Raw genomic sequence first — 12816 nt, forward strand, 5'->3', positions numbered from 1 at the left:
TGGGGTCATGTATGCTACGGCGCTTCCTGTAACTCCACTTCCCGCAGGGTTTGGGCACGGACGCGGCGCTTTTTGGTGTCGCTCGACCCGGACAATGTACCGAAGAGGATTAGGCCACCCCTATTCAGTTCAAAAGTAGCCATGCACGAACAATATCAGCCCCGTGAAATAGAAAATGCCGCCCAATCCTTCTGGGACGAGCAAAAGTCCTTTGAAGTCAGTGAACAGCCAGGCAAAGAGACCTTCTATTGCCTATCGATGTTCCCTTACCCCAGCGGCAAGCTACACATGGGGCACGTGCGTAACTACACCATCGGCGACGTGATTTCCCGTTACCAGCGCATGCAAGGCAAGAATGTTCTGCAACCCATGGGTTGGGACGCCTTCGGCATGCCGGCGGAAAACGCCGCGATGAAGAACAACGTAGCGCCCGCCAAGTGGACCTACGAGAACATCGCCTACATGAAGACCCAGCTGCGCAGCCTGGGTCTGGCGGTGGACTGGTCCCGCGAAGTGACCACCTGCAAGCCGGACTACTATCGCTGGGAACAATGGCTGTTCACCCGACTGTTCGAAAAAGGCGTGATCTACCGCAAGAACGGCACCGTGAACTGGGACCCGATCGACCAGACCGTGCTGGCCAACGAGCAGGTGATCGACGGTCGCGGCTGGCGTTCCGGCGCGCTGATCGAAAAGCGCGAAATTCCGATGTACTACTTCAAGATCACCGCCTACGCGGATGAACTCTTGTCGAGCCTCGACGACCTGCCGGGCTGGCCTGAACAGGTCAAGACCATGCAGCGCAACTGGATTGGCAAATCCAAGGGTATGGAAGTGCAGTTCCCGTACAACGTCGATTCCATCGGCGAAGCGGGCACCCTCAAAGTCTTCACCACCCGTCCGGACACCCTGATGGGCGCGACTTACGTCGCCGTCGCGGCTGAACACCCGCTGGCCAGCCAAGCCGCACAGAACAACCCTGAGCTGCAGGCGTTCATCGCCGAATGCAAAGGCGGCAGCGTGGCTGAAGCCGACGTCGCCACCCAGGAGAAAAAAGGCCTGCCGACCGGGCTGTTCGTCGAGCACCCGCTGACCGGCGAAAAATTGCCGGTATGGGTCGCCAACTACGTGCTGATGCACTACGGCGATGGCGCAGTAATGGCCGTGCCGGCCCACGACGAACGCGATTTCGAATTCGCCACCCAGTACAACTTGCCGATCAAGTCCGTGGTGCGCACCAGCTCGGGCGACACCAACCCAGCCCCGTGGCAAGACGCCTACGGCGAGCACGGTGAGCTGATCAACTCCGGCGAGTTCGACGGCCTGGACTTCGCCGGCGCCTTCGACGCCATCGAAGTCGCGCTGATCAAGAAAAACCTCGGTGCCTCGCGCACCCAGTTCCGCCTGCGCGACTGGGGCATCAGCCGCCAGCGTTACTGGGGCTGCCCGATCCCGATCATCCACTGCGAGACCTGCGGTGACGTGCCGGTGCCGGAAGACCAGTTGCCGGTGGTCCTGCCGGAAGACGTGGTGCCGGACGGCGCCGGCTCGCCTTTGGCGCGCATGCCCGAGTTCTATGCGTGCAACTGCCCGAAATGCGGCCAGCCTGCCAAGCGTGAAACCGACACCATGGACACCTTCGTCGAGTCCTCGTGGTACTACGCCCGTTACGCCTCGCCGCACTACGAGGGCGGCCTGGTCGAGAAATCGGCGGCCGACCACTGGTTGCCGGTGGATCAGTACATCGGCGGTATCGAACACGCCATTCTTCACCTGCTGTACGCGCGCTTCTTCCACAAGCTGATGCGCGACGAAGGCCTGGTCAGCTCCAACGAGCCGTTCAAGAACCTGCTGACCCAGGGCATGGTGATCGCCGAGACGTATTACCGCCGCGAAGCCAATGGCAGTTACACCTGGTTCAACCCGGCCGATGTCGAGTTGGAGCGCGACAGCAAAGCCAAGGTCGTCAGCGCCAAGCTGATCGCCGACGGCCTGCCGGTGGAAATCGGTGGCACCGAGAAAATGGCCAAGTCGAAGAACAATGGCGTCGATCCACAGTCGATGATCGACCAGTTCGGCGCCGACACCTGCCGCCTGTTCATGATGTTCGCCTCGCCGCCGGACATGAGCGCCGAATGGTCCGACTCCGGCGTCGAGGGTTCGCACCGTTTCCTCAAGCGCGTCTGGCGCCTGGCGCACGCCCATGTCAGCCAGGGCCTGCCGGGCAAGCTGGACGTGACGGCCTTGAGCGACGAGCAGAAAGTCATTCGCCGCAGCACCCACCTGGCCATCAAGCAAGCCAGCCAGGATGTGGGCCAGAGCCACAAGTTCAACACCGCCATCGCCCAGGTGATGACACTGATGAACGTGCTGGAAAAAGCGCCACAAGTGACCGAACAGGATCGTGCGCTGGTTCACGAAGGCCTCGAGACGGTCACCCTGCTGCTGGCCCCGATCACGCCGCACATCAGCCATGAACTGTGGAACCGCCTGGGCCACAGCGATGCCGTCATTGATGCCCGCTGGCCGGTGCAGGATGACAGCGCGTTGGTACAGGACACGCTGCAGTTGGTGATCCAGGTCAACGGCAAACTGCGTGGCCAGATCGACATGCCAGCCAGCGCCAGCCGCGAGGACGTCGAAGCGGCCGCGCGCTGCAACGAGAACGTGCTGCGCTTTACCGAAGGCCTGACGATCCGCAAAGTGATCGTGGTGCCGGGTAAACTGGTCAACATCGTCGCCAGCTAAATCGGATCGGGCGCAGGGCTTGAGCACTGCGCCGAACTAAACCTTCAGGGCCTCGATAAGGCCCGCATGGTTTCAAGGGGAGCAATAAAATGATCAAACGCAATTTGCTGGTGATGGGCCTTGCTGTGCTGCTGAGCGCTTGCGGCTTCCAGCTGCGCGGTACCGGCACCAATGAACTGACCATCAAGGAATTGGACGTCAGCGCCCGCAACGCCTATGGCGAAACCGTTGTGCAACTGCGCGACACACTGGAAAACAGTGGCGTGCATGTCTACACCGGCGCGACCTACAAGCTGTACCTGGCAGACGAGAAAGAAACCCAGCGTAACCTCAGCTACGCCAGCGCCGGCCGCGCCTCCGATATCGAGCTGAACACCTCGTTGGTTTTTGAAATGCAGGGCCGCGACCATCTGCCGTTGATGGGTGACAAGATCGAAGTGCAAAAGGTCGTAAGCCACGATGGCAACAACCTTGTGGGCTCGGACTCGGAAATGACCCAGGTGCGCAAAGAAATGCGTCGTGAACTGGTCCAGCGCGTGATGCTGCGCCTGCAACAGCTGACGCCGGAAAAACTGGAACTCCTGCAACAGGCTGCCGACAACAAGGCCAAGGCTGACGCCGATGCCCTGAAAGCCGCGCAAGAGTACGAAAACAACACGCCGAAACAATCGCCTGTTGAAGTCCCTGTAGACTAAGCCAGACGGGGCGCCCCAGGCGCCCCGTTCATCGCGCCTATGAAACTCGCCCCCGCCCAACTCGCCAAACACCTGCAAGGTGCTCTCGCGCCTGTCTATATCATCAGCGGTGATGACCCGTTGCTGTGCCAGGAAGCGGCAGACGCCATTCGCACCGCCGCACGCCAGCAAGGCTTCGACGAACGCCAGGTGTTCAGCGCCGACGCCAGTTTCGACTGGGGCACGCTGCTGCAAGCCGGCGCAAGCATGTCGCTGTTTGCCGAGAAACGCCTGCTGGAACTGCGTCTGCCGTCGGGCAAGCCGGGGGACAAGGGCGCGGCGGCCTTCATCGAGTACTGTTCGCGGCCTGCCGAAGACACGGTGTTGCTGATCAGCCTGCCCAAGCTCGACGGCAGCGCGCAGAAAACCAAGTGGGGCAAAGCGCTGGTGGAGGGGGCACAGACCCAGTTCATCCAGATCTGGCCGGTGGACAGCAATCAGTTGCCGCAGTGGATTCGTCAGCGCCTGTCCCAATCCGGGCTGTCGGCCACGCAGGACGCCGTGGAACTGATCGCCGCCCGGGTCGAAGGCAACCTGCTTGCCGCCGCCCAGGAGATCGAAAAGCTCAAGCTGATGGCCGAAGACGGGCAGATCACCGTCGAAACCGTGCAAGGCGCGGTGGCTGACAGTGCGCGCTTTGACGTGTTCGGGCTGGTGGACGCCATCCTCAATGGCGAGCCCACCCATGCCCTGCGCATGCTCGAAGGGTTGCGCGGTGAAGGCGTGGAACCGCCGGTGATTCTCTGGGCGCTGGCTCGCGAGCTGCGGGTGCTGGCCAATATTGCGCTGCAATACAGCCAGGGCACGCCGCTGGACAAATGCTTCAGCCAGGCCCGGCCGCCGGTCTGGGACAAACGCAAACCGCTGATGAGCAAAGCCCTGCAACGGCACTCGGCACAACGCTGGGCGCAATTGTTGCTGGAGGCCCAGCGCATCGATGCACAAATCAAAGGCCAGGCAGCCGGTTCGCCGTGGATGAGCCTGAGTCGTTTGTCACTGTTGATGTCTGGCCAGCGCCTGACATTACCTGCCGAATAACCCCCCTCTTAAAAACACTGCAAAACCAATGTGGGAGCAAGCCCCCTCCCACATGTTGGCGGTGTTTTCATTTCAAAAAATTTGTCAGGCTTTACAGCGGCCAGACTTCGGCAGATGATTTGCACCGCTGCATCCCACCTGAAGAGAGTAACGATCATGAGCAAAAAGCCATCTAAGCATGGCCCCAACAAGGCCAAATCCATCATCGCCCAGCCACTGTTCCGCAGCCGTCAGGAACGCGCCGGCAAGGGCAAAGGCAGCTACCGCCGCGAAGCCTTCCAGTCTAATAGCTGGGAGGCTTCTTACTTTCTGGCTGCCTGAAGGCAAGCGGCCCTCCGGCATGATAAGGTCAGCACTTGATTTGTAATCCCTGGACCTGTGCATGCCCTCTAGTCTTTCCCGTCGTTGGCACCTTCGCCAATTGATCGCTGCCTCCAGCCTCATTCTGCTTGTCGCCTGCGCGGAAAAACCCACCGCCGCAGATGCTCAACCCCTGCCAACACTGTCGACCGCACCGGTCGTTGCACCCGCTGTCGTGGCCCCGCTGGCCGTGGACAACCTGGACATCCAGCCCACCCAGACCTTTGCCGAATGGCAGGCCGGTTTCCGTGCGCAAGCCTTGGCGGCCGGGATTACGCCAGCCGTCTTTGATATGGCCTTCGCCAATATCACCCCGGACATGGCAGTGATCCGCGCCGACCGCAGCCAGCCGGAATTTTCCCGCCCGGTGTGGGAATACCTCGACGGCGCGCTGTCACCAGTACGCGTGCGTAATGGCCAGGCACTGTTGATCAAGTACGCCGACACCCTGCAAAGCATCGAGCAACGTTATGGCGTCGACCGCCAGGCGCTCGTCTCGGTGTGGGGCATGGAGAGTAACTTCGGTCAGTTCCAGGGCAATAACTCGGTGATCCGCTCCCTGGCGACCCTGGCCTACGAAGGTCGGCGCCCAGCCTTTGCCCAGGCGCAATTGCTCGCGGCGCTGCAGATCATCCAGCACGGCGACATCCAGGCCGACCAGATGCGCGGCTCCTGGGCCGGCGCCATGGGCCAGACCCAGTTCATCCCGACCACCTACAACACCCACGCCGTGGACTTCGACGGCGACGGTCGCCGTGATATCTGGAACAGCCCGGCCGACGCCCTCGCCTCCACCGCGCATTACCTGCAAAGCTCCGGCTGGCAGAAAGGCCAGCCGTGGGGCTTCGAAGTCAAACAACTGCCGATCAACTTTGATTACGCCCTGGCCGACGGTGGCGTGCGCAAGACCGTCGCCGACTGGCTGAAACTGGGCATCCAATTGCCGCCGGGGGCGAGCATGCCGCCTAACGTCGACCAGCTCTCCGCCGCCCTGTTGCTGCCGGCGGGTTACCGTGGCCCGGCGTTCCTGGTGCTGGATAACTTCCGCGCAATCCTCAAGTACAACAATTCGTCGTCCTACGCATTGGCCGTGGGCCTGCTGTCGGAGCGCTTCGGCGGAAGCGGTGTGATTCGGGGCGATTGGCCGAAAGATGAACTGCCGCTGAGTCGTTCCCAGCGTATTGATCTGCAGACCGTACTCAGCGCCAACGGCTATGACGCGGGCAACCCGGACGGGATTATCGGCGCCAACACGCGCAAGGCGATCCGTGCGGCGCAACAGTCACTGGGCTGGCCGGCGGATGGTTATCCGACGGTGAAGTTGCTGGAGTCGTTGCAGAACCGTTAGATCGGCTTATGGCCACTACTGCTATCGGGGGCAAGCCCCCTCCCACATTTGACTGCATTTCAAAGGATGTACGCGGTCCAAATGTGGGAGGGAGCTTGCTCCCGATAGCGGTTTGATTCAGCGGTTGAACACCACATCCTGCTCCAACACCACCCGCTGCTCCCCCGCATCCAACCGCACCCACGCCCCCATCGGCAGCGTCAGGTTCGGATCGCAATGCCCACTGCGCCAGCCGGACAGTACCGGGATGCGTAGCGGTTCGAAGGTCTGCTTCAGCAGCCGCTCCAACGCGGGGTTATCCACCCCCGCCACGTCCCCCACCAGTACACCCGCTACCTGGGCCAGCTTGCCGGCCAGGCGCAAATGCGTCAGCAAGCGGTCGATGCGGTAGATCGGCTCGTTGACGTCTTCGATAAACAGAATGATGCCCTCGGCATCGAGTTCGTAGGACGTCCCCATCACCGCTGCGATCATCGACAGGTTACCGCCGAGCAAGCGCCCACAGGCGATACCGGGCTCGATCGTGGTCAATGGGTAGGCCGCCGGGTGCGTCAGCACGCTGCCTGCACCGAGCTGGCCGCGCAACATGTTGAACAACGACAACTCGGTGGGGGGCTGCTTGTCGCCGAGCAGGTCGGCATTCAGCATCGGGCCGTGGAAGGTCACAAAACCGGCATAGCGGTTGATTGCCAGGTGCAGCGCAGTGATATCACTGTAACCCACGAAAGGCTTGGGGTTGGCGCGTAGCAGGTCGAAGTCCAGGCGGTCCAGCAGGCGGGGCGTGCCGTAGCCGCCGCGCAGGCAGAAGATCGCATCGATATCAGGGTTGGCGAAGGCGGCGTGCAGGTCGCGCAGGCGCACGTCATCGCTGCCGGCCAGGTAGCCGTCGCGTTCATATACTCCGGGGAAGATGCGTAGCTCATAGCCACGGGCGCGCATCCATTGCCCGGCTTTTTCCACGTCCAGCGCGGCAGGGCCGGCGGGCGCGATCAGGCCGATGGTAGCTTCAGAACGCAATGCAGGTACGGCGGCGGTCATCGACGATTCTCCCTAATCAACGCGGAACGAAATGTGGGAGGGGGCTTGCCCCCGATAGCGGTGGTTCAGTCACCAGAGGCAGTGACTGACACTCTGCAATCGGCGGCAAGCCCCCTCCCACATTGGACCTGCGGTATTGCGCAGATCGGTATTACGAAACCAGGCTAGCCTTGACCAGCTTGGCCTGCTCGTCGGCGTGGTACGAGGAACGTACCAGCGGGCCCGACGCCACGTTCTTGAAGCCCATCTTGTAGCCTTCCTCGGCGAACCAGGCAAAGACGTCCGGGTGCACGAAACGCTGCACCGGCAAGTGGCTGCGCGACGGTTGCAGGTATTGGCCCAGGGTCAGCATGTCGATGTCGTGTTCGCGCATGCGCTGCATGACTTCGATCACTTCTTCGTCGGTTTCGCCCAGGCCCAGCATCAGGCCGGACTTGGTTGGGATGTGCGGCATCATCTGCTTGAATTTCTGCAGCAGGGTCAGCGACCACTGGTAGTCCGAACCTGGGCGCGCAGCCTTGTACAGGCGTGGCACGGTTTCCAGGTTGTGGTTGAACACGTCCGGCGGCTCGGCGGCGGTGATTTCCAGCGCGACGTCCATGCGACCACGGTAGTCCGGCACCAGGGTTTCGAGCATCACGTCCGGCGACAGCTTGCGGATTTCGCGGATGCAGTCGGCAAAGTGCTGGGCACCGCCGTCACGCAGGTCGTCGCGGTCGACCGAGGTGATCACTACGTACTTGAGTTTCAGGTCGGCGATGGCGATGGCCAGGCTTTCCGGCTCGTTGACGTCCAGCGGCTTCGGCCGGCCGTGGCCGACGTCGCAGAACGGGCAACGACGGGTGCAGATGTCACCCATGATCATGAAGGTGGCGGTGCCGCCGGAGAAGCATTCGCCCAGGTTCGGGCAGGACGCTTCTTCGCACACGCTGTGCAGCTTGTGCTTGCGCAGCAATGCCTTGATACGGTCGACTTCCGGCGAGACCGGGATGCGCACGCGAATCCAGTCAGGCTTTTTCGGCAGTTCGGTGGTCGGGATGATCTTGACCGGGATACGTGCAACCTTCTCGGCGCCGCGCAGCTTGACGCCGGCTTCCACCTTGGCACGCGGGGCCGGGGCCGGACGCTCGGTGACGTCCAGCGTCGGGATCATGGTTTGCACTGCATCAGTAGTCATAGTCAGTCGATTCCGCCCGTAAGGGTCGTCTGCTCAGCATAGTCGAGGTGTTTGACGAGCTGCGCACGCAGCCGGGCACTTACCTCGGCAAATTTAATCGGTGTGGCGTGGTCGCTCAACTGGGTCATCGCCAACCCGGCATAACCGCATGGGTTGATACGCCGGAACGGCGCCAGGTCCATGTCCACATTCAGCGCCAGGCCATGAAACGAACACCCGTGGCGAATGCGCAGCCCCAGGGAGGCGATTTTCGCACCATCCACATACACACCGGGTGCATCGGGCTTGGCCACGGCGCTCACGCCGTAACTGGCCAACAGCTCGATCAGGCAAGCCTCCATGCGGTTCACCAGGTCGCGCACGCCAAACCCCAGCTTGCGCACGTCCAGCAGCAGATACGCCACCAGTTGACCGGGCCCATGGTAAGTCACTTGACCCCCTCGGTCGACCTGCACCACCGGAATATCACCCGGAAGTAGTAGATGCTCGGCCTTGCCGGCCTGGCCCTGGGTGAACACCGGCGGGTGCTCCACCAGCCAGATTTCATCGGGAGCCGAGCTGCCGCGCTCGTTGGTGAAGCGCTGCATGGCGTGCCAGACGGGCTCGTAGTCCATCCGACCGAGCTCGCGAAAGCCCAGGACCTGTGGCATCACAGCACCATATGTACGAAGCCGGTGGCCCGCAGTTCGCTGTTGATGTCGTAGAGCTGGTCTTGACCGGTCGCAACGATGTGCAACTGGATCGTGGTGTACTTACCGTTGGAGCTCAAACGCTCGTCCACCCGGTTGTCATTGATCGTCGCGTGTTTACGCACGATGTCGATAATCGTGTCTTTGTTGCCCACACCGGTATCGCTGATCACCTTGACGGGATAATCCACGTTTGGGAATTCGATCTTTGGCGCCTTTACTTCTTTATCGGTCATGGCGTAACGGCCTCGTAAGCGTAAGCCGTGGCGACGGGCAAAGCCCCGTGTCGGATCAACACGGGGCTTTGCAGGTGCACACTTATCAGTTGAACAAGCTGTAGAAGAACAGGCGGATGCTATCCCACACGCGGCGGAAGATACCACCTTCGTCGACGGCGTCCAGGGCGATCAGGTCGGCACTGTGTACCACTTTATCGTCCAGTTTCACTTCGACCTTGCCGATCACGTCGCCCTTGGCGATTGGCGCAACCAATTGCGGGTTCATGGTCATGCTGGCAGCGAGCTTTTTCAGCTGGCCTTTAGGCATGGTCAGGGTCAGGTCTTCAGCCAGGCCGGCCTTGACTTGCGAGGTCGCGCCTTTCCATACCGGCGCGGTCGCCAGTTCAGCACCCTTCTGGTAGAAGGTCTGGGTTTCGAAGAAGCGGAAACCGTAGGTCAGCAGTTTTTGCGTCTCGGCCGCACGGGCCTGCTCGCTGTTGGTGCCGAAGACCACGGCGATCAGGCGCTGGCCATCACGCACGGCGGACGACACCATGCAGTAGCCGGCTTCTTCGGTGTGGCCGGTTTTCAGACCGTCGACGGTCTTGTCACGCCACAGCAGCAGGTTGCGGTTAGGCTGTTTGATGTTGTTCCAGAAGAATTCCTTCTGGGAGTAGATCGCGTAGTGGACCGGGTCGACACGAATGATCGCGCGCGCCAGGATCGCCATGTCATGAGCCGACGAGTAGTGCTCTGGGTTCGGCAGACCGGTCGGGTTCATGAAGTGGCTGTTGGTCATGCCCAGGTCGGCCACGGTTTTGTTCATCATGTCGGCGAACGCGTCTTCACTGCCGGCAATGTGCTCGGCCAGGGCCACGCTGGCGTCGTTACCGGACTGGATGATGATGCCGTGCAGCAGGTCGCTGACCGTCACCTGCGAGCCGACCTTGATGAACATCCGCGAACCGCCGGTGCGCCAGGCGTTTTCGCTGACGGTCACCGGGTCGTTTTCGCCGATCTGGCCGCGACGGATTTCCAGGGTCGCAATGTAGGCTGTCATCAGCTTGGTCAAGCTGGCGGGTGGCAGGCGCTGGTCACCGTTGTTTTCCACCAGCACGTTGCCACTGGCGGCATCCATGAGGACCCAGGCCTTGGCGGCCAGTTGCGGTGAAGCCGGCACCATTTCAACCGCCCAGGCGGCAGGGGTGATGATCAGCGAGATAAGCAGGCACGTGCGTTTGGCTAAGGTGATGATGTTCATCCGTCTCTCGAAATTACGTATGGAAACTTGCCCTCGCGGGCAAAACTTATTCAGACAGCCCGTTACCAGTCTGTCGCGTGTTCGGTTGCCTGCTCACCCCTTGCCCCTGGGTTTTATTGTTCAACGAGCCAACAACCAGGGCTCAGGCCCGCGCACGAACCTGAACCATCAATCCTTTACGGTTTATTCGGCGCTGACCACGCTGGGCTGCCCCAGGTTGGCCAGGCGCACACTGTTCTGCACTTGCGCGACCTCGCTCGGCGAACCGATCGGGCCCATGCGCACGCGGTGCAGGGTCTGTTGATTACGCACGATGGAACTGATGAAGACCGGCGCATTGACCATGCTGCTCAGCTTGGACCTTAACAGCTCTGCCGCATCCGGGTTGGCGAAAGCGCCCACTTGCAGGTATTGCCCGCCAGCAGCCGAGGCACCCGGTGCAGCGCGGGGCACGACGACCGTGTCAGGGGCGTGCTGTTGCGCAGGTGGCGTCCACTGCTCGATCTTGCCGGTCGATGCCGTCATTTGGGGTTGCGCGGCCTGCGGCTCGTTGAGCATCAATGGCGCCGGCTTGCCACGCTGGGCCCAATATTGCGCAGGGTCGATCCCTTCGACCTTGACCCGCGCGGTGCCGGTTTCGGCATAACCGAGTTTCTTCGCGGCAGCGTAGGACAAGTCGATGATCCGGTCCGAATAGAACGGCCCGCGATCGTTGACCCGCAGGATCACCGTGCGATTGTTGTCCAGGTTGGTCACGCGCACATAGCTGGGCAGCGGCAGGGTCTTGTGGGCCGCGCTCATGCCGTACAGGTCATAAACCTCGCCATTGGCCGTGTTCTGGCCGTGGAACTTGGTGCCGTACCACGACGCCGTACCCGACTGTACGTAGGTCTTGGAATCCTGCAGCGGGAAGTAATTCTTGCCCAGCACGGTATAGGGGTTGGCCTTGTACGGGCCGGTGTGCAGGGTTGGCGTGGCATCCGGGATTTTCGACACGTCGACGTCCCACCACGGTGCACCGTCTTTATGCGCGCGGTTGATGTCCAGGCCCGGCTGGGAACGAACGGCGGAGCCCCCGGACTTTTGCGTCGGCGCACGACTGGTGGAACAACTGGCAACCAGCAAGGACAACGCGGCAAACGCCACCAGCTTGAGCGGTTTTTTCAACGGCGATGCCCGCATTACTTGTTGCCCCGTGCTTGGACCAGCATGTCAGACAGTTGATGCACGGCCATGGCGTACATCACACTGCGGTTATAACGCGTGATTGCGTAGAAATTCTTCAGGCCCATCCAGTATTCAGGGCCGTTTTCGCCTTCCAGGCGGAAAGCCGTAACCGGCATATCATCGCGCAGCGCATCATGACTTGACCAGCCCAGCGCCCGCAACTCCCCGACCGTCTTGGCCGGCTCGATACCCTGGGTGAGACCTTCATCGGCGCGCTCACCGCTCACGTCGGCACGGCTGACCACCGGTTCGCCGCCCACCCAGCCATGGCGCTTGAAGTAGCTGGCCACGCTGCCGATGGCATCGTCCGGATTGCTCCAGATATTGATATGGCCGTCGCCGTCAAAGTCCACCGCGTAGGCGCGAAAACTGCTCGGCATGAACTGCGGCAAGCCCATCGCACCGGCGTAGGAGCCTTTGAGGGTCAGCGGGTCGACCTGTTCTTCGCGGGCCAGCAGCAGGAATTCGCGCAGTTCCTTGCGGAAAAAATCGGCGCGGGGCGGGTAATCGAAGCCCAGGGTCGACAAGGCGTCGATCACCCGATAACTGCCGGTATTGCGCCCGTAGAAGGTTTCAATGCCAATGATCGAGACAATCACCTGGGCGGGCACGCCATATTCCTGCTCGGCGCGAGCCAGCGCGGCTTCGTGCTGGCGCCAGAAGTCCACGCCCCGTGCCACGCGGGCATCGGTCAGGAACATCGGGCGATAGTCCTTCCACTGCTTCACGCGCTCGGCCGGGCGGGAGATGGCGTCGAGGATCGCCTGCTTGCGCTGCGCCTCGCGGAACACGCCCATCAGCTGTTCACCGGCGAAGCCATAGTCGCGGGTCATCTCACCGACGAACTCGGCGACTTGGGGTGAGCCATCGTAGTCACCGGCCCGCGCCTCGTGCATGGCGCCCAGCAGCCCAATCAGGCTCATCCAGGACGCATGCCGAGTCGCCCAGCCGCGCATTACTTGCATTGACATCTTCACC

The 12816-nt window shown here is 61.7% G+C and carries 12 protein-coding genes; 5 read left to right on the forward strand and 7 right to left on the reverse strand.

Going from position 1 to position 12816, the window contains the following annotated elements:
• The first annotated feature begins 141 nt into the window (after window positions 1-141).
• The 5 genes from leuS to J2Y83_RS25200 all read left to right on the forward strand — a co-directional run bounded on the left by leuS (window position 142) and on the right by J2Y83_RS25200 (window position 6228).
• Window positions 142-2748 carry a leucine--tRNA ligase gene (leuS, locus tag J2Y83_RS25180; protein ID WP_253399411.1) on the forward strand — a complete coding sequence of 869 codons (2607 nt, stop codon included), beginning with the start codon at window positions 142-144 and terminating at the stop codon, window positions 2746-2748.
• Between the two features lie 89 nt (window positions 2749-2837).
• A complete protein-coding gene (gene lptE / locus J2Y83_RS25185; protein WP_253399413.1) occupies window positions 2838-3443 on the forward strand; it encodes an LPS-assembly lipoprotein LptE in 606 nt (201 codons plus the stop codon).
• Window positions 3444-3482: 39 nt separating this feature from the next.
• Complete coding sequence (gene holA / locus J2Y83_RS25190; RefSeq protein ID WP_253399414.1) at window positions 3483-4520, forward strand: DNA polymerase III subunit delta; 1038 nt, start codon at window positions 3483-3485, stop codon at window positions 4518-4520.
• A 156-nt stretch (window positions 4521-4676) separates the two neighbouring features.
• Complete coding sequence (gene arfA / locus J2Y83_RS25195; RefSeq protein ID WP_003176285.1) at window positions 4677-4841, forward strand: alternative ribosome rescue factor ArfA; 165 nt, start codon at window positions 4677-4679, stop codon at window positions 4839-4841.
• Window positions 4842-4902: 61 nt separating this feature from the next.
• Entirely contained in the window at window positions 4903-6228 is a 1326-nt protein-coding gene (locus tag J2Y83_RS25200) for a lytic murein transglycosylase (protein ID WP_253399416.1), read from the forward strand.
• 117 nt (window positions 6229-6345) lie between these two features.
• Here the strand turns inward: J2Y83_RS25200 and J2Y83_RS25205 are convergent, their stop codons facing one another.
• The 7 genes from J2Y83_RS25205 to mltB form a co-directional block, all read right to left on the reverse strand.
• Complete coding sequence (locus tag J2Y83_RS25205) at window positions 6346-7266, reverse strand: S66 peptidase family protein (RefSeq protein ID WP_253399418.1); 921 nt, start codon at window positions 7264-7266, stop codon at window positions 6346-6348.
• A gap of 151 nt (window positions 7267-7417) precedes the next feature.
• A complete protein-coding gene (gene lipA, locus J2Y83_RS25210) occupies window positions 7418-8419 on the reverse strand; it encodes a lipoyl synthase (protein WP_253400447.1) in 1002 nt (333 codons plus the stop codon).
• Between the two features lie 26 nt (window positions 8420-8445).
• Complete coding sequence (lipB, locus tag J2Y83_RS25215; RefSeq protein ID WP_253399420.1) at window positions 8446-9093, reverse strand: lipoyl(octanoyl) transferase LipB; 648 nt, start codon at window positions 9091-9093, stop codon at window positions 8446-8448.
• A complete protein-coding gene (locus J2Y83_RS25220; RefSeq protein ID WP_247398640.1) occupies window positions 9093-9368 on the reverse strand; it encodes a DUF493 domain-containing protein in 276 nt (91 codons plus the stop codon). Before J2Y83_RS25220 ends, lipB begins: the two co-directional genes overlap by 1 nt.
• Window positions 9369-9453: 85 nt before the next feature.
• A complete protein-coding gene (locus tag J2Y83_RS25225; protein WP_253399422.1) occupies window positions 9454-10611 on the reverse strand; it encodes a D-alanyl-D-alanine carboxypeptidase family protein in 1158 nt (385 codons plus the stop codon).
• 183 nt (window positions 10612-10794) lie between these two features.
• Window positions 10795-11793: a septal ring lytic transglycosylase RlpA family protein gene (locus J2Y83_RS25230; protein ID WP_253399424.1), complete on the reverse strand. Its 999-nt coding sequence runs from the start codon at window positions 11791-11793 to the stop codon at window positions 10795-10797.
• Window positions 11793-12803 (reverse strand): lytic murein transglycosylase B, encoded by a 1011-nt coding sequence (gene mltB, locus J2Y83_RS25235; RefSeq protein ID WP_253399432.1) that lies wholly within the window; start codon window positions 12801-12803, stop codon window positions 11793-11795. Before mltB ends, J2Y83_RS25230 begins: the two co-directional genes overlap by 1 nt.
• Window positions 12804-12816 lie beyond the last annotated feature (13 nt).

Source organism: Pseudomonas marginalis (assembly GCF_024169655.1).
Lineage (GTDB): Bacteria > Pseudomonadota > Gammaproteobacteria > Pseudomonadales > Pseudomonadaceae > Aquipseudomonas > Aquipseudomonas paraveronii.

Excerpts from the sequence above, each read along its gene's own strand:
- leuS (WP_253399411.1), top strand. The coding sequence starts at position 142 with ATGCACGAACAATATCAGCCCCGTGAAATAGAAAATGCCGCCCAATCC.
- lptE (WP_253399413.1), top strand. The coding sequence starts at position 2,838 with ATGATCAAACGCAATTTGCTGGTGATGGGCCTTGCTGTGCTGCTGAGC.
- holA (WP_253399414.1), top strand. The coding sequence starts at position 3,483 with ATGAAACTCGCCCCCGCCCAACTCGCCAAACACCTGCAAGGTGCTCTC.
- arfA (WP_003176285.1), top strand. The coding sequence starts at position 4,677 with ATGAGCAAAAAGCCATCTAAGCATGGCCCCAACAAGGCCAAATCCATC.
- J2Y83_RS25200 (WP_253399416.1), top strand. The coding sequence starts at position 4,903 with ATGCCCTCTAGTCTTTCCCGTCGTTGGCACCTTCGCCAATTGATCGCT.
- J2Y83_RS25205 (WP_253399418.1), bottom strand. The coding sequence starts at position 7,266 with ATGACCGCCGCCGTACCTGCATTGCGTTCTGAAGCTACCATCGGCCTG.
- lipA (WP_253400447.1), bottom strand. The coding sequence starts at position 8,419 with ATGATCCCGACGCTGGACGTCACCGAGCGTCCGGCCCCGGCCCCGCGT.
- lipB (WP_253399420.1), bottom strand. The coding sequence starts at position 9,093 with ATGCCACAGGTCCTGGGCTTTCGCGAGCTCGGTCGGATGGACTACGAG.
- J2Y83_RS25220 (WP_247398640.1), bottom strand. The coding sequence starts at position 9,368 with ATGACCGATAAAGAAGTAAAGGCGCCAAAGATCGAATTCCCAAACGTG.
- J2Y83_RS25225 (WP_253399422.1), bottom strand. The coding sequence starts at position 10,611 with ATGAACATCATCACCTTAGCCAAACGCACGTGCCTGCTTATCTCGCTG.
- J2Y83_RS25230 (WP_253399424.1), bottom strand. The coding sequence starts at position 11,793 with ATGCGGGCATCGCCGTTGAAAAAACCGCTCAAGCTGGTGGCGTTTGCC.
- mltB (WP_253399432.1), bottom strand. The coding sequence starts at position 12,803 with ATGCAAGTAATGCGCGGCTGGGCGACTCGGCATGCGTCCTGGATGAGC.